Raw genomic sequence first — 15,348 nt, 5'->3', positions numbered from 1 at the left:
GGGCCGTGTGACCGGGCAGCACGTGAGGCCCGAGGAGGCCGTGCAGCCCGTGCAGCCCGTGCGGCTTGGCGCATAGCCGCTTGCTTGCGGGAAATTAACGGTAAATCCTCCTGTTAATTTTCGACTTTTTGGCTCGTTGCACCAATTAACGGTAAAACCTACAGTTAATTTTGCCCTAAAGGCCGGAAACGGCCCAAATGCCCGAAATTAACGTCAGGAAATACCGTTAATGCCTGTTAAAGCACCCGAACCAGTAAAATTAACGGCAGGTTTTCCAGTTATTTTTTCGCAACCCACTATAAGCGACATCAAAAAAAGCAAGTCAGGGACCTGGGTAAGGTTCCCGGCTTGCTTCTTGCGCTTCAATTAACGAATTTTCACGTTATATGTTCTCAGCCAGAAGTTCACCTGCGACAGATACGCAAACAGCTGCGGCCCGCTCATCAGCTGGCCGAACCAAGGCAGGTTAGAGGACGATTCCTTGGACGCGGCGATGGCGCGAATTTTGTCCGCATTAATCAGCGGCAAGATCGGCGAGGTCGGGTCGTCGAGAATCTTCAGCATTTGATCGCGGACAGCCGTCAGGTAGTTCGGATTATGCGTTTTGGGATACGGGCTTTTTTTGCGGTAGAGAACGTCTTCAGGCAGAATGCCTTCCAGCGCTTTGCGCAAAATCCCTTTCTCCCGGTTCCCGGTCGTTTTGATCTCCCATGGGATGTTCCAGACGTACTGCACCAGACGGTGATCGCAATAAGGCACGCGGACCTCCAATCCTGCCGCCATACTCATGCGATCTTTGCGGTCCAGCAGCGTTGGCATGAACCGGGTGATGTTCAGGTACGACATGACGCGCATCCGAGCCCGCTCACCTTTTTCCCCTTCCAGCTTCGGTGTCTCTGCGACCGCTTCGCTGTAACGATCGGCGATGTATTGTTCCGGTTTGATCCACTCGCGGATTTCCGGTGACAACAGATCTGCGCGCAGCCCGGTTGCCACCGACCACGGAAACGTTCCTGAATTGAGGAGCTCCTCGCGGTGGAACCATGGATAACCGCCAAAGACTTCGTCTGCGGCTTCGCCGGAGATGGCGACGGTGGCTCCTTTTTTGATCTCCCGGCAAAAAAGCAACAATGAGGCGTCCACATCTGCCATGCCTGGCAAATCGCGGGCAATCGTCGAGTCGGGCAGCGCCGCAACCAGTTCAGGCGTATCGAACTTGATTGCGTGATGGGCGGTCTGCAGTTCCTCGACCATCCGCTGGATCCACGGGCCGTCCGCACCAGGCTGATAGCTGTGGGCTTGGAAATGCTTGTCGTTGTCGACATAATCGATCGAATACGTGTTAACTTGACCTTGGCCGGTCCGCTTGTAATAATCGACGGCCAGTGCGGTTAATGCGCTGGAGTCCAGACCGCCGGACAGCAAGGTGCACACCGGCACGTCGGAAATGAGCTGGCGCTCCATCGTGTCCTGCAGCAGCTGGCGAATCGTTGCGGCCGTTTCCTCCACATTGTCCGTATGCGGCTCGGCTCCCAGCTTCCAGTAAGCGTATTTGCGCTGTCCATTGCGGTTGAAGATCATGACGTGGCCTGGACGCAGTTCTTTTAGATCCTTGTACACGCCATGGCCCGGCGTTCTCGCTGGACCGATGACAAAAATTTCGGCAAGACCTTCGGGCCCGACGACGGGCTCAACCTTCGGATGGCGTAAGATTGCTTTAGGCTCGGAACCGAAGATCAACGTACCGTCAATTTCACTGTAGAACAACGGTTTGACGCCAAGGCGATCCCGGGCAAAAAAGACATGCTCCCGAACGCTGTCCCAAATGGCAAACGCAAAAATCCCATTCAGCCGGTAGACGCAATCCGGTCCCCATTCGATATACGATTGCAGCAACACCTCCGTATCACAGTTGGTTCGGAACGTTCGGCCTCTCCGCTGCAGTTCAGCTTTCAGCTCCAGTGCGTTATAAATTTCCCCATTATATACAATCGTGAATACCGCATCTTCCTCATGAATAATCATCGGCTGTGCCCCGTTCTCGGGGTCCATGACGCTGAGGCGACGATGTCCGAAGGCACACGGGCCGGAAATCCAAGTTCCCTGGGCATCCGGTCCCCGTTTTTCCAGACAGGACGTCATGGATAACACCAGATCCGATTCTTTCGTCAAGTCCCGGTTCCATTCGATAAAGCCGGTTATTCCGCACATTTTTGCTATCTCCTCTCCGCATTGCTTTACAGTCCCCGCTTGCCGACCGGGTGAAAAGTATTAACAAATTATGCCGAACGAGGGCATAAAATGTCTGTCCATTATGGAAAACTATGGCGTGGAGGCAGTATAGCGCGAGGTGAAGCAAGGCATAAGAAGGAGGGTTAACCATGGAAAAAAGGACTTATTACGTTTCGGTTCAAGGGCGATCGCTCCTTGAGGATCCCGGCGCTGCAGCGTACGAGTGGGAGATTCAAGCCACCCGGGAGGAGGCGGATCACCTGAGTCATATGCTCGAGCATTTAGGGGAGAAGGAGGAGAACGGGGTTATGGCTTTTACCTATCCTTGGCCGGATACGCCGGAAGACGAGGTCAACCGCAGCTACGAAAGTTATCTGAACGCGTTGTATCGTGAAATTTACCGGCTGGGCACGGCGGAAACGCGGGCGCAAATGGAGCGCTCCGGTTTTGCAGCACAGCTGTAGCTGTTTGGATGTCCATCGGAAAGGAGCGACGCCTGTGACGTATTATATCAAGGACGCGGAATATCGGCGGATGGATGAGCACCAAGGGCGACCCTGTGCCGTGATCCAGGTGTATCCGGGCGCGGTGGGAGACCCCGAGCTTTTTGTATATGTGGCGCGTGCTGCGGACGGGAAAGGGTATGAAATCATCCGGATGATCCGCAGCGAGGCGAACTTGGAGATCGACTGGTACGATAATAATCTGCATCAGGCGTTCTCTGAGGTGGCGGAGGAGCGGTTTGGGGATCGGGGCTGGCCGGAGCCGGAAGCTCAGCGGAAGGAGTTCCTGCAGAATCTGCTCGCGAATGAGCAGATCGTCGCCCGATTGGAGCAGTTGCCCCATTGAGGGAGGAATCACCAAATTTATGCCAAAAACGCTTTGAAAAACAAAAAGGATGCGCTATAATAATTAACGCATCCTTTTTTTTATAACGACGTGTCCCAGTAGCTCAGCTGGATAGAGCAACGGCCTTCTAAGCCGTCGGTCGGGGGTTCGAATCCCTCCTGGGACGTGACGAAAGAGCACCCTTTGGGGCGCTCTTTTTGCTATAGTCCCAGGTTGGGCGAGAACCCCCGGTGGGTTCGTCGGAGCGAGACCGCCCGCGCAAGCGGGCGGAGGAGCGGAGTCTCGAGCGAAGCGAGAGTACCCCTCCTGGGACGTGACGAAAGAGCACCCTTTGGGGTGCTCTTTTTGCTATAGTCCCAGGTTGGGCGAGAACCCCCACAATCAACTAACTGGATTTTCTACCGCTATTTTGGCCGTTTTTGGACAAAACCGAAGAATTAGAGGTAAATCCTACTGTTAATTTTGTTCAAAAATGCCCCTGAGCGGGAAATCAGCAAAAATAACAGTAGAATTTCCAGTTAGTAGCTTGCACGTGAGAAAAAATCAAATATTAACGGTAAGTTTTCCAGTTAATTCATCTCGACCCTGGCTCAGGGGAAGTCAAATAAAGAACTCGCCCCCAAATGTGGTAAGATCCGCATCTTCCAGATAAAATCAAAAAAACCCTTTGTTAATCAAAGGGCTAGAGGTTAAAAAAAGGTTATGGAGCGGGTGAAGGGAATCGAACCCTCGCCTCAAGCTTGGGAAGCTGGCGTTCTACCATTGAACTACACCCGCAAGAGCTAAGCAAGAAATATTATAACGCCAACGCAGACAAGAATCAAGCCCCGCCATTAATTACCGGTCGGGGCGTTTCGATTTACTTTACGATGATGCTTCGGATGCAGCCATCCCTCTCACGATCTGCGCAGGTTTCAAGGGCAGCGCCTGCCCGTCGATCGACAGGATTTCGAGCGATGGCGGCGATCGGTGGATTCAGAGAATAACGAAAAGGCTCAGTTCTTCTAGTGGTTAGCATAAATAAGATTATAGCGAAAATTGTCGATCAGAACGAAGTTTTTTTATGCGGAGAGACTGCGTAAAAAAACGCCGGAGTATTAAGTTTCCGGCGGCTTTGGCGGTATGGGCGTTAGGGCTTGAGATTAACGGCCTGCCGCCGAACTAGACAGCAGCGCTTGAAGGTCCGGCTCAATCTCAGCGGGTTCGGTGCGAGCCGCATACCGCTTGACGATCTCGCCGTCTCGCCCAACCAGGAACTTCACGAAGTTCCATTCGATATCCCCCGTATCGTAAGGTTCTGGCGTATGCTCCCGCAGATAACGGTATAACGGGTGGGCGTGCTCCCCGTTTACGTCGATTTTGGCGAAGAGCGGAAAAGTGACTTGATAATTCGTTTCACAGAAAGCCTTAATCTCTGCTTCCGTCCCAGGCTCTTGCTCGGCGAATTGATTGCAGGGGAACCCAAGAACGGAGAAGCCTTGGTCCTTGTACTTGCTGTACAGTTGCTGCAGCCCCGCATAATGCGGTGTCAACCCGCATGCACTGGCGGTATTGACGATGAGCAGCACTTGTCCCCGATATGGCGCGAGCGTCGTGGTTTCACCCGTAATCGTACGGACTTCAAAATCGTAAAGGCGGCTCATCGGCTTACACCAAATCGCAGGCGTCCGCTGGCATCCAGTGAGCGTCCTGCCCTTCCCATTTCACATTGCAGCCGATCGGATTCGTTAGCGGAATCGAAATTTCGCGCCCGGTGGTGAGCTCCTCCAACACCCGATCCAGATCGTTAACCGTCATTTTGCTCGTGTCGCGCGGGTTATCGACGCCGCGTCCCGTATAGACGAGCTTGCGGTCGGCATCAAAGACGAAGAAATGCGGCGTGCGCAGCGCACCATAGTCTTTCGCTGCCGTTTGTTCCTTATCCCGCAAATACACCCAAGGGAATCGATGCTGCTCCATCCGTTTGACCATGTGCTCGAAAGAATCTTCCGGATGGGTGTTTTCGCTGTTCGAGTTAATCCCTACAAATACGACTCCCCGATCCTTGAACTTCTCCGCCGTTTGCCGGGTGACTTCATCAGAGCCAAGCACATAAGGACAGTGATTGCAAGTAAAAAACACGACGAGCACCTTGGCCAAAGCAAAAGATTCCAAAGAGTAGGTCTGGCCATCCGTAGCCGGCAGGTTAAAGTTTGGTGCCGGACTTCCCAAAGTTAACGTGAAACTCATCACCATCACCTCTCACATGAATAGATAACGTTTACTTCCATTCTACCTTAAATGTTCCGATAATCTCAAATTTTATAAATTGCCTACCAAACAGCTGTCATAGACATGACATTCTGAAATTTTCTATTGTCTATTCTGTGAAAATGCTGTAAAGTAGCTTATCAAATAAGCCATTAATTTTATGTCAGTTAACTTAACACTCCAATTGACCATAGTTCGATAAATCGCCACTTTTAGCGAAATTACGGCAGAGAAAAATGTGATTTACCGTATATCGCTTCATTGACCTCTTCTGCTTAGGCTTCTGCTTTACCTGATTGCTGTGCGGAAGCGAGAATGTACATTCGTCCGCGTTGTAGAGACAATTCGAAGGTCGAGTGCCGCAACTAACATAGAGATAGAGGGCACTGCTGCATCTTTACGCTTTAGGAAATTACAGCACGACAGATCGATTGTACATTTGTCTATTACTGACGGACATTGTCGAATTGCGAGATTCCATTTTTACGGGAAAAGAGGCTGTAAACATGATTCAACCCATTTTGCAGATTAAGGATTTGCACACCCACTTTTTTACCGACCGAGGCGAAATCCCTGCGGTGGACGGCGTGAACCTGTATGTGAATCCCGGCGAGGTGCTTGGCGTCGTTGGCGAATCCGGCTGCGGCAAAAGCGTTACCTCCTTGTCGATCTTGAAGCTGATCCCTCAGCCGCCTGGCAAAATTACGGGAGGGTCGATCGAGTTTAAGGGGAAGGACATTGTTCCGATGAAGGAGCGGGAAATGCGAGCGATTCGCGGGAACTCGATTTCCATGATTTTTCAGGAGCCGATGACGTCGCTGAATCCGCTGTTTACCGTCGGCCAACAAATTGGGGAGACGGTTCGGCTGCACCGGGGGCTCAGCAAGAAGCAAGCACGGGAACATACCATCGACATGCTGAAAAAGGTTGGCATTCCTCGGCCGGAGGCCATCATCGATGAATATCCGCATCAACTCTCCGGCGGGATGAGACAACGGGTGATGATCGCGATGGCGATCTCCTGTAATCCGGAGTTGCTGATCGCTGACGAACCAACTACAGCACTCGACGTGACCATCCAGGCACAGATCCTCGATTTGATCCGGCGCTTGAATGAGGAGAACGGTACGGCCGTAATGATGATCACGCATGACCTTGGGGTCGTTGCCGAGATGTGCCACCGGGTAGCTGTGATGTATGCCGGCAAAGTGGTGGAGGAGGGCCCTGTGCGGGATATTTTTAAAAATCCGCTGCATCCCTACACCCAAGGGCTGATCAAGTCGGTGCCGCGCATGGACGAGGACCGCAAGCGCCTGTTCTCCATTCCAGGCAACGTGCCGATCCTGAACACCCGGATGAAAGGCTGTCGCTTTGCCGAACGCTGTTCGCATGCGATGCCGATTTGTTCGGAGCAGCTGCCTGAGCTGAAGGAATACGAAACGGCGCATAGCTGCCGGTGCTGGCTCCATGAAACGCCACAGGAGGAAGTTGTATGAGTGAACCCTTACTGCAAGTTGAACATCTGAAAAAATACTACCCTACCGGGGGCGGATGGTTTGGCAAGTCACAACAATTCGTTAAAGCGGTCGATGACATCTCGTTTACCGTGCGACGGGGCGAAACGTTTGGACTGGTGGGGGAAAGCGGCTGCGGGAAATCCACGACCGGTCGTTCCCTGCTTCGGCTGATTGAGCCGACCGGCGGCAAGGTGATTTTTGAAGGGGAGGACATCACGGCTTTGTCGCCAGAGGCGCTGCGCCGGAAACGCAAGGATATGCAGATTGTGTTCCAGGATCCCTTCTCCTCGTTGGATCCTCGCCATACGGTGCAGCGGATTCTGGAGGAACCATTGATCGTTCACGGCGTGGGCAATGCCAAGGAACGTAAACAGATGATCGACCGCTTGATCGATGTCGTTGGTCTGACGCAAAGCCATCTGCAGCGTTATCCGCACCAATTCTCCGGCGGTCAGCGGCAGCGGATCGGGATCGCCCGTGCATTGGCGCTCCAGCCAAAGCTGATTGTCGCCGACGAGCCGGTTTCCGCGCTGGATGTGTCGATCCAGTCGCAGGTGGTGAACCTGCTTCAGGATCTGCAAGAGGAGTTCGGGTTGACGTACATCTTTATCGCCCACGATTTAAGTGTCGTGAAGCATATCTGCGACCGGGTAGCGGTTATGTACCTCGGTCGGATCGTTGAGATTGCCGACAAACACAAGCTGTACTCGTCACCTCAGCATCCGTATACCCAGGCGTTGCTCTCCGCAGTTCCGCAGCCGGATCCGGACAAGAAGACCGAGCGGATTATTCTGCAAGGCGAAGTGCCCAGCCCGGCTAATGCGCCGGTCGGCTGCGCGTTTCATACGCGGTGTCCGATGGCAATGGACGTTTGTCGGACGCACCGCCCTGAGCTGGCTGAGACGGATGCGGGCCATTTGACGGCTTGCCATCTATACACCGAAGTGAAGAACACAGGAAGCGCGAGCTTGGCATAAAGATGACGTTTTGAACTACCTCTAAAGGTTTATAGTCTGGGTACTATGCCCAGCTTTTTTATAAACAAGAAATTATATATTGGGATTCAGAAGGGAGCCACAAAATGAAAGCAAAGAGATGGAGTAGTGTTGTTCTTGTTACGATGCTGAGCGCCGCCATCGCCTTGGCGGGGTGCGGAGGCAGCAACAATGCCGGTGGCAGTAATTCCGGCGGAACGAATACGGGCGCGAATACGGAGGCAACCACTCCGACCGGTTCGGCCCAAGATACATTGGTTGTAGGCCGCGGCGGGGATTCCGCTTCTCTGGACCCAGCCATCGTAACCGACGGTGAATCTTTGAAAATCGCCCACCAAGTCTTTGATTCCTTGCTGGAGTACAAAGAAGGAACAACCGAGGTTCAAGGCTCGTTGGCCGAGAGCTGGACGGTATCTGACGACGGTTTGACCTATACCTTCAAGCTGCGTCAAGGCGTGAAGTTCCATGATGGTACGGATTTTAATGCGGATGCGGTTGTATTCAACTTCACCCGTTGGTCTGATCCAAACAGCGAATACAAATTTGAAGGCGACTCCTTTGACTACTATGATTCCATGTTTGGTCCAGACGGCAAACGCGTTATCAAGGAAGTAGAAGCGGTCGACGAGAACACGGTTAAGTTTACACTGAACCAACCGCAAGCACCGTTCTTGCAAAACCTGGCCATGACCTCCTTCGGGATCGCCAGCCCAACGGCCATCAAGGAGAAGAAAGAAAACTTCAAGAACGAGCCGGTAGGTACAGGTCCATTCGTATTCAAAGAATGGAAACGCAATGACTCGATTACGTTAGAGAAGAACCCGAACTACTGGAAAGAAGGGCTTCCGAAGCTGAACAAAGTGATCGTTCGCTCTATCCCGGATAACTCTGCTCGTTTCAACGCGCTGCAAAGCGGTGAAATCGATTTGATGGAGGACCTGAGCCCGGACGATCTGGCGACCTTGGAAGCGAACCCGGATCTGCAAAAGATCGAGCGTCCTTCCAACAACGTAGGTTATGTCGGCTTCAACCTGAAGAAAGAACCGTTTAACAACGTGAAAGTAAGACAAGCGCTGAACTATGCCGTTGATAAGCAAGCGATCATCGATGCCTTCTTCGCAGGCCAAGCTGAACCGGCTAAGAACCCAATGCCGCCGTCCCTGTGGGGCTACAACGATAGCATTACCGATTATGAGTATGATCCAGAGAAAGCGAAAGCGTTGCTGGCCGAAGCAGGTTATCCGAACGGTCTGCCAGGCGAATATGTCTTCTATGCCATGCCGGTATCCCGTCCTTACATGCCAGATGGCAAGAAGGTAGCCGAAGTTATTCAGCAAAACTTTGAAGAAGTTGGCGTAAAAGTGAAAATCGAATCTCCGGAATGGGCCGTTTATCTCGACGATGCGCAAGCCGGTGAAAAAGACGATCTGTTCATGCTCGGTTGGACCGGCGACAACGGCGACCCAGACAACTTCCTGTACACGCTGCTGGACAAAGACGCGATTCCGTCCAACAACTACACGTACTATTCGAGTGACGAACTGCATGAGTTGTTAGTCGCTGCGCAAAAAGAAACCGACCAATCGAAACGTGAGGAACTGTACAAACAAGCGCAAGAAATCATCAAAGCCGACGCTCCGTGGATTCCGCTCGTGCATACGACACCGCTCCTGGCTGCAAGAGCGAATCTGAAAGGATACGTTCCGGCGCCGACAGGTACGGAATATTACAGCAACATCTATTTCGAATAACAGGCGGGAGCTTAACGCCTCTGGCAGGTGAACCTCATCTTGAAAGCTTATATTTTGAAAAGAATACTCATCATGGTTCCTGTCCTAGTCGGCATGACGATTATCGTGTTTTCCATTATCCATGCGATTCCCGGTGATCCTGCGGAAACGATTCTGGGGCAGAAGGCAACGGAGCAGTCCAAGGAAGCGCTCCGCGAGCAACTGGGCCTGAACAATCCGTGGTATCAGCAGTATTTCACGTACATGGGAGATTTGTTGAAAGGTGACCTGGGGCAATCGATCCGCACGAGAGTACCGATTGCCCAGGAGATTGCCCCCTATCTGGCGGCTACGGCGGAACTAACCGTGGCAGCCATGGCGTTTGCGATCTTCTTTGGCGTGAATGCCGGCATCATCAGCGCCTGGAAGCAAAACTCGTGGTTCGATTACATTTGCATGCTGATCGCGTTGATTGGGGTATCGATGCCAATCTTCTGGCTCGGGCTGATGGAGCAGTGGATCTTCTCGCTTAAATTGCATTGGCTGCCTTCCATCGGGCGGATGAACCAACGTGATCCGGTTGAAGCGGTCACCAATCTGTATCTGATCGACAGCATGATCGCAGGCCGCTGGGATCAGTTATGGACGGTGTGCAGGCATTTGATTTTACCAAGTGTCGCGCTGGGTACGATTCCGATGGCGATTATCGCCCGGATGACGCGGTCGAGTATGCTGGAAGTCATGAATTCCGATTTCGTTCGCACGGCCAAGGCCAAAGGGTTGTCGCAATTTATTGTCATCTATAAACACGCCTTGAAAAATGCATTTATTCCCGTGCTGACGGTCATCGGACTGCAAACTGGCGCATTGCTTGGCGGTGCGGTTTTGACCGAAACGATCTTCGCATGGCCTGGTGTGGGACGGTATATTTACGAAGCGATCAGCTCGCGTGATTATCCGGTAATTCAATCCGGCATTCTGGTTATCGCCTTTATTTTCGTCATTATCAATCTGATCGTGGATTTGCTGTACGCAGCGGTCGATCCACGCATCCGTTACCGGTAAAGGAGGGAAACCATGGCAGAGGCAACTACAGCAAGCACAAACCGCAGCACCGCCGTCCCGGCCGGGAAGGTTTCCGGACCTTGGCGCGATGCGTGGAAAGCGTTCCGCAAAAATAAAATCGCCATGGCCGGCCTGATCATGATCGTGTTTTTCATTCTGATCGCCTTGCTGGCCCCGGTGATTGCTCCTTATGAATTTGACAAGCAGGTTTTGCGCGACCGCTTAAAACCGCCGTCCTCATCGCATTGGTTTGGGACGGACGATCTGGGACGCGACCTGTTCACCCGCGTATTATACGGGGCGCGAATCTCCTTATGGGTGGGGACGTTCTCCGTTGTGGGATCAATCATTTTGGGGACGCTCTTCGGCATTCTGGCAGGGTTCTACGGCAAATGGATCGATATGGTGATTTCGCGCCTGTTCGATATTTTGCTGGCGTTCCCGAGCATTTTGTTGGCGATCGCGATCGTGGCCATCCTTGGTCCGTCGCTGCAAAACGCGTTGCTTGCCATCGCCATCGTCAACATCCCAACGTATGGGCGGCTGGTGCGGGCGAAGGTGCTTAGCCTGAAGAACGAAGAGTATATCACTGCAGCACGGGCAATCGGGATGAAAAACAGCGCGATTTTGCTGCGGCACATCCTGCCAAACAGCTTGACGCCAATCATCGTGCAAGGCACGCTGGGAATCGCTACGGCGATTATCGAAGCGGCTGCGCTGGGCTTCCTTGGTTTAGGTGCTCAGCCGCCTACACCGGAATGGGGCAAGATGCTGTCTGACTCGCGTCAATTCATCGCCACCGCTCCGTGGACTGTAGTTTTCCCGGGGATTTCGATCATGCTGACCGTACTTGCCTTCAACCTGATGGGCGACGGTTTGCGTGACGCGCTTGACCCGCGGATGAAAAGTTAAATCCATCGTTATGAACTGTCGGGAGGATTCCCGGCAGTTTTTTTGTGTGTTGCACCAAATATACGGTCTGCGGTTATAATTTAGGCATCGGATATAGAGAATGGATAGGAGAAGGAGGCGGCAGAATGGCTAAAAAAGCGAGGAAGGTAACGATCGTTGGTTCCGGCCTGGTCGGTACGGCTTGCGCTTATTCCATGATCAATCAATCGATCTGCGAAGAAATTATGATGATTGACCGGACGTATGATCGTGCGGTGGCACATGCGCTGGATTTGTCGCATTGCATGGATTTTACGCCAACCCGTACGAAGGTATATGCTGGCCGGCTGGAGGACTGCCGCGACATGGATGTGGTTGTGCTGACGGCAGGGGCGAATCCCAAGCCGGGGCAAACGCGGCTGGATGTGCTGGGCGAGGCGGAGAAGATTACGCGGGATATCGTCAGCCGCATCGTGGATGGAGGATTTGACGGCGTGTTTGTCGTCGCTGCCAATCCGGTGGACATCGTGACCTATATTGTACGCGAGGTGTCGGGATTCCTGCGGAACCGGGTGATCGGCACTGGGACCTCCATCGATTCGGCGCGGCTCAAAACGCTGCTGTCGGAGGTATTTGCTGTTGATCCGCGCAGTGTAAACGGGTATGCGATGGGAGAGCACGGGGATTCGCAGTTTGTGGCCTGGTCGCATGTCACGATCGGCGGGAAACCGCTACTGCACATTTTGGAGCAGCATAAGGAGCGGTTCCGCCACGTCAAGCTGGACGAAATCGCGCAAAAAACCAAAGATGCGGGATGGGAGATTTTTACCCGTAAGGGCAACACCCAGTTTGGGATTGGGAACGCGCTCGCTTATATCGTGAGATCCATCTTAAACGACGAGCACAAAATCATCGCCGTTTCGGTTGTGCTGGAGGGGGAATATGGACAGACCGGAGTTTGTGCCGGTGTGCCTGCCATTATCGGTGACGGCGGGATCGAGGAAGTGCTGGAACTGAACTTGACCTGGGAGGAACAGCGCAAATTTACGCAATCCTGCGATATTTTGAAGGCGGCGATTGCAAGTCTTCAACTCTAATCATGTTTAGCCGCTGTCGGTTGGCGGTTTATCAGAGCATCCGTTCGATGGGGAACGGATGTTTTTTTATTTTTCCTGGAGAGGTGTGATTCTGTGCTTAAGTCGCGGGAAGGGGGAATCCGCCTGAGGACCGTTCTGTGCATGTTTCACCTTTTTATACAGGCGGCGGAGATTTTTGTGGAAGGCTTTTACGACTCGCTGCGATACTTTACTTCGGACCGGGACAAACTGGCGAAAGCCATTGTGCATGCTTTGGTCAGAGAGCAGTTTTTTGTTGCCTTGGAAAGGGAGCAGGTTCTGGGGATATTCGCGTATTCCGCGGGGCAGAAGCGGGCTTTCCGGTTTCAACGGGCTGAGCTTCAGCGGGAACTTGGCTGGTTGCGGGGAAGTTTGTTTTATTTCCTTGTCCGTCGGGAGCTGGAAAAACCGCTGCATTTGGCGGAGGGCCAATGTTATTTCGAGGCGGTTGCTACGGCAAAGCAAGCACGGGGTCGTGGGGTTGCCAGCCAACAGAACAACGAACTGATATCTCGTTTAGGTTATGACGATTATATTTTGGAGGTTGTTGATACCAATACCGCAGCGATTCGTTTATATGAACGATTGGGGTATGCCGAGTTTCGGCGGAAGCCGCAGCGCTGGTTTTGGAAGCAGGCGGGGTTTAATGCCAGGTTGTATATGAGATGGATGCAAGACCAGGCGCGACCAGAATAAGGTGTGGTAAATTTAGGTCTAGACAAGAACATATATTCTCTTTATGATGAGAGCATCATGCGGCCGATCGTGCTGATTCACGGGTTTACGCTTGACCATCGCCTGATGAGCGGCTGCATGGAACCGATATTTCAGAATCGCACGGGGTGGAGAAGGATTTACCTTGATTTGCCATTTGCCGGGGACGGGAAAGTCGAAGAATTATGCGGGTATTGAGAATACGGACGGGATGCTGGATGCGGTGCTGGAGTTGATCGATGGGTTGGTGCCGGAATCGCGGTTTGCGGTAGTTGGTGAGTCCTACGGCGGGTACTTGACGAGAGGGATCATTGCCTGTCGTCCCGAACGAGTTGAGGGGGTGGTGTTTATTTGCCCCTTGATCATGGCGGATCCAGATCAACGGGAACTGCCGGACCATACGGTTATTTATGAGGATCCGGCGTTGATTCATGAACTGTCTCCCGAGGAGTATGATGATTTTTGCTCGATGAGCGCAGTTTTGGATCGGCACACCTGGAGAAGGTATGCAAACGAGATCGTTCCCGGCTGTCGCATGGCAGATTCCGCTTTTTTGGACAAGATTCGGGCACGGTATGGGTTTTCTTTTCTGATCGATCGGGAGAAGTTTGACGCGCCTTCGTTATTCCTGCTCGGCAGGCAGGACACGTCGGTGGGATATGCGGATGCGCTCCGCTTATTAGAGCTGTATCCGTGCGGTAAGTTTGCGGTCATGGACCGGGCCGGGCATAACCTGCAGATTGAGCAGGAGGACACGTTTAACGCGTTGGTGAACGAGTGGCTGGATCGAGTGGAGGAAGCTAAGGATAAGGAATAATAAAATGAGACAGGCTTGCGGTGGGACTTGAATTGGCGGGATACGGAGATTCTTGAGGGAGGTTTCTGAATGTACGAGTTGAAGACCAAAGAAAACGACAACAGTGTCATCGAGTTCATTGAAGGGGTGGCCGATGCCAAGAAGCGAGAGGATGCCTATCGGTTACTGGATATTTTTACAGAGACAACGGGGTATCCGGCCAAAATGTGGGGCCCCAGTATCATCGGCTTTGGCTCCTACCACTACAAATACGCCTCCGGCCACGAAGGGGATGCGCCGCTGGTTGGCTTCTCGCCTCGGAAGGCGAAGATCAGCCTATATCTTGCCGCGGATGATCCGGGACGAGGCGCTTTGCTGGAATCCTTCGGGAAGCATACCCAAGGGAAAGGGTGTGTTTACATTAATAAAGTCGCCGACATCGATGTGGACGTGCTGCGTAAGTTGATCCGGCATTCGGTCGAGCACCTTCAGAAGTTGTATCCGAATGATGGGGGAAGGAGCTAGCTGGTAAGCGGCTCTTTCTTTGTGTCGGAAACGGTAAGGGGATTCGGTGCGGGAAATCGGTATAGGAACTGGTATGAGGAACTGTTGTGGGACGGTTATAGCGGCGCGTAGGGTAGCAACTAGGGGGGCGTCGTCGTCCGCAATGGTCGGCCATGGTTCACCTTGTCCGCCGTCGTCTGCCTTGCCCGCCGTGTGGTCCGCCTTGTCCGCCGTCGTCCGAAATATATGCGAAAAATCGAATAGAATTCAACGGGTAACGGTACTTTTGGGCGATTATATATGAAATTTCATGCTTATTTGGACCATCAGAGGTCGAAAGGCCGAAATCTATATGAAAAATCGAATAGATTTGGCGATATTGGCTGTTTCGGTCTGAATTATATATGAAATTTCGAATAGAATTCGGTTGCTGCTATATCCCAGTCACATCGGCCCTACTCGCATGGGCGGCCTCGCTCCGACGACCCCCACCGGGGTTCTCACCCTCCTGGGAACGCAAAAACACTCTCCGTTTGGAGAGTGTTTCGTCACGTCCCAGGAGGGATTCGAACCCCCGACCGACGGCTTAGAAGGCCGTTGCTCTATCCAGCTGAGCTACTGGGACATCTCAAATATGAAAAACACAAGCAAAATATATTATATCACATGTAAGGTTGTTGGGCAATAACT

At 52.6% G+C, this 15,348-nt stretch carries 14 protein-coding genes and 3 tRNA genes; 12 read left to right on the top strand and 5 right to left on the bottom strand.

The window, feature by feature from the left end:
- Positions 1-366: 366 nt before the first annotated feature.
- Entirely contained in the window at positions 367-2,211 is a 1,845-nt protein-coding gene (asnB, locus tag M3G15_RS05680) for an asparagine synthase (glutamine-hydrolyzing) (RefSeq protein WP_260070334.1), read from the bottom strand.
- Positions 2,212-2,381: 170 nt separating this feature from the next.
- On the opposite strand from asnB, the gene M3G15_RS05675 reads away from it, so the two are divergent.
- The 3 genes from M3G15_RS05675 (at position 2,382) to M3G15_RS05665 (ending at position 3,247) form a co-directional block, all read left to right on the top strand.
- Positions 2,382-2,696, top strand: a complete 315-nt coding sequence (locus M3G15_RS05675; protein WP_260070333.1) for a hypothetical protein — start codon at positions 2,382-2,384, stop codon at positions 2,694-2,696.
- Positions 2,697-2,730: 34 nt separating this feature from the next.
- Positions 2,731-3,081, top strand: coding sequence for a hypothetical protein (locus M3G15_RS05670; RefSeq protein ID WP_232282284.1), 351 nt, complete (start codon positions 2,731-2,733; stop codon positions 3,079-3,081).
- Positions 3,082-3,173: 92 nt separating this feature from the next.
- Positions 3,174-3,247 (top strand) — tRNA-Arg (locus M3G15_RS05665).
- A gap of 537 nt (positions 3,248-3,784) precedes the next feature.
- On the opposite strand, the gene M3G15_RS05660 is transcribed toward M3G15_RS05665, so the two are convergent.
- The 3 genes from M3G15_RS05660 to M3G15_RS05650 form a co-directional block, all read right to left on the bottom strand.
- Positions 3,785-3,858 (bottom strand) — tRNA-Gly (locus tag M3G15_RS05660).
- A 365-nt stretch (positions 3,859-4,223) separates the two neighbouring features.
- Complete coding sequence (locus tag M3G15_RS05655; protein ID WP_009225134.1) at positions 4,224-4,724, bottom strand: glutathione peroxidase; 501 nt, start codon at positions 4,722-4,724, stop codon at positions 4,224-4,226.
- Between the two features lie 4 nt (positions 4,725-4,728).
- Entirely contained in the window at positions 4,729-5,310 is a 582-nt protein-coding gene (locus M3G15_RS05650) for a thioredoxin family protein (protein WP_036645157.1), read from the bottom strand.
- Between the two features lie 527 nt (positions 5,311-5,837).
- On the opposite strand from M3G15_RS05650, the gene M3G15_RS05645 reads away from it, so the two are divergent.
- From M3G15_RS05645 to M3G15_RS05605, 9 genes are all read left to right on the top strand, one after another.
- The gene (locus M3G15_RS05645) at positions 5,838-6,827 is read left to right on the top strand and encodes an ABC transporter ATP-binding protein (protein WP_028539362.1); all 990 of its coding nucleotides are present in this window, start codon (positions 5,838-5,840) and stop codon (positions 6,825-6,827) included.
- Positions 6,824-7,825, top strand: coding sequence for an ABC transporter ATP-binding protein (locus M3G15_RS05640; RefSeq protein ID WP_009225137.1), 1,002 nt, complete (start codon positions 6,824-6,826; stop codon positions 7,823-7,825). The genes M3G15_RS05645 and M3G15_RS05640 overlap by 4 nt, the downstream gene beginning before the upstream one ends.
- 104 nt (positions 7,826-7,929) lie before the next feature.
- Positions 7,930-9,594, top strand: a complete 1,665-nt coding sequence (locus M3G15_RS05635) for an ABC transporter substrate-binding protein (RefSeq protein WP_009225138.1) — start codon at positions 7,930-7,932, stop codon at positions 9,592-9,594.
- Positions 9,595-9,633: 39 nt separating this feature from the next.
- Complete coding sequence (locus M3G15_RS05630) at positions 9,634-10,638, top strand: ABC transporter permease (protein WP_009225139.1); 1,005 nt, start codon at positions 9,634-9,636, stop codon at positions 10,636-10,638.
- A 12-nt stretch (positions 10,639-10,650) separates the two neighbouring features.
- Complete coding sequence (gene nikC / locus M3G15_RS05625; RefSeq protein WP_260070332.1) at positions 10,651-11,550, top strand: nickel transporter permease; 900 nt, start codon at positions 10,651-10,653, stop codon at positions 11,548-11,550.
- Positions 11,551-11,675: 125 nt separating this feature from the next.
- Entirely contained in the window at positions 11,676-12,626 is a 951-nt protein-coding gene (locus M3G15_RS05620; RefSeq protein WP_260070331.1) for an L-lactate dehydrogenase, read from the top strand.
- Positions 12,627-12,767: 141 nt separating this feature from the next.
- Positions 12,768-13,340: a GNAT family N-acetyltransferase gene (locus M3G15_RS05615; protein WP_260070330.1), complete on the top strand. Its 573-nt coding sequence runs from the start codon at positions 12,768-12,770 to the stop codon at positions 13,338-13,340.
- 163 nt (positions 13,341-13,503) lie between these two features.
- The gene (locus M3G15_RS05610) at positions 13,504-14,175 is read left to right on the top strand and encodes an alpha/beta fold hydrolase (protein WP_311202257.1); all 672 of its coding nucleotides are present in this window, start codon (positions 13,504-13,506) and stop codon (positions 14,173-14,175) included.
- A 69-nt stretch (positions 14,176-14,244) separates the two neighbouring features.
- Positions 14,245-14,679: a DUF1801 domain-containing protein gene (locus tag M3G15_RS05605; RefSeq protein WP_009225144.1), complete on the top strand. Its 435-nt coding sequence runs from the start codon at positions 14,245-14,247 to the stop codon at positions 14,677-14,679.
- 530 nt (positions 14,680-15,209) lie between these two features.
- On the opposite strand, the gene M3G15_RS05600 is transcribed toward M3G15_RS05605, so the two are convergent.
- A tRNA-Arg gene (locus M3G15_RS05600) sits at positions 15,210-15,283 on the bottom strand.
- Between the last annotated feature and the right edge of the window lie 65 nt (positions 15,284-15,348).

Source organism: Paenibacillus sp. p3-SID1389 (assembly GCF_025151705.1).
Taxonomy (GTDB): domain Bacteria; phylum Bacillota; class Bacilli; order Paenibacillales; family Paenibacillaceae; genus Fontibacillus; species Fontibacillus phoenicis.
This window is presented reverse-complemented; position numbering and strand designations above follow the sequence as displayed.

What these genes read in the sequence shown, in the direction of transcription:
- asnB (WP_260070334.1), bottom strand. Translation starts at nt 2,211, where the DNA reads ATGTGCGGAATAACCGGCTTTATCGAATGGAACCGGGACTTGACGAAA.
- M3G15_RS05675 (WP_260070333.1), top strand. Translation starts at nt 2,382, where the DNA reads ATGGAAAAAAGGACTTATTACGTTTCGGTTCAAGGGCGATCGCTCCTT.
- M3G15_RS05655 (WP_009225134.1), bottom strand. Translation starts at nt 4,724, where the DNA reads ATGAGCCGCCTTTACGATTTTGAAGTCCGTACGATTACGGGTGAAACC.
- M3G15_RS05650 (WP_036645157.1), bottom strand. Translation starts at nt 5,310, where the DNA reads ATGAGTTTCACGTTAACTTTGGGAAGTCCGGCACCAAACTTTAACCTG.
- M3G15_RS05645 (WP_028539362.1), top strand. Translation starts at nt 5,838, where the DNA reads ATGATTCAACCCATTTTGCAGATTAAGGATTTGCACACCCACTTTTTT.
- M3G15_RS05640 (WP_009225137.1), top strand. Translation starts at nt 6,824, where the DNA reads ATGAGTGAACCCTTACTGCAAGTTGAACATCTGAAAAAATACTACCCT.
- M3G15_RS05635 (WP_009225138.1), top strand. Translation starts at nt 7,930, where the DNA reads ATGAAAGCAAAGAGATGGAGTAGTGTTGTTCTTGTTACGATGCTGAGC.
- nikC (WP_260070332.1), top strand. Translation starts at nt 10,651, where the DNA reads ATGGCAGAGGCAACTACAGCAAGCACAAACCGCAGCACCGCCGTCCCG.
- M3G15_RS05620 (WP_260070331.1), top strand. Translation starts at nt 11,676, where the DNA reads ATGGCTAAAAAAGCGAGGAAGGTAACGATCGTTGGTTCCGGCCTGGTC.
- M3G15_RS05615 (WP_260070330.1), top strand. Translation starts at nt 12,768, where the DNA reads ATGTTTCACCTTTTTATACAGGCGGCGGAGATTTTTGTGGAAGGCTTT.
- M3G15_RS05605 (WP_009225144.1), top strand. Translation starts at nt 14,245, where the DNA reads ATGTACGAGTTGAAGACCAAAGAAAACGACAACAGTGTCATCGAGTTC.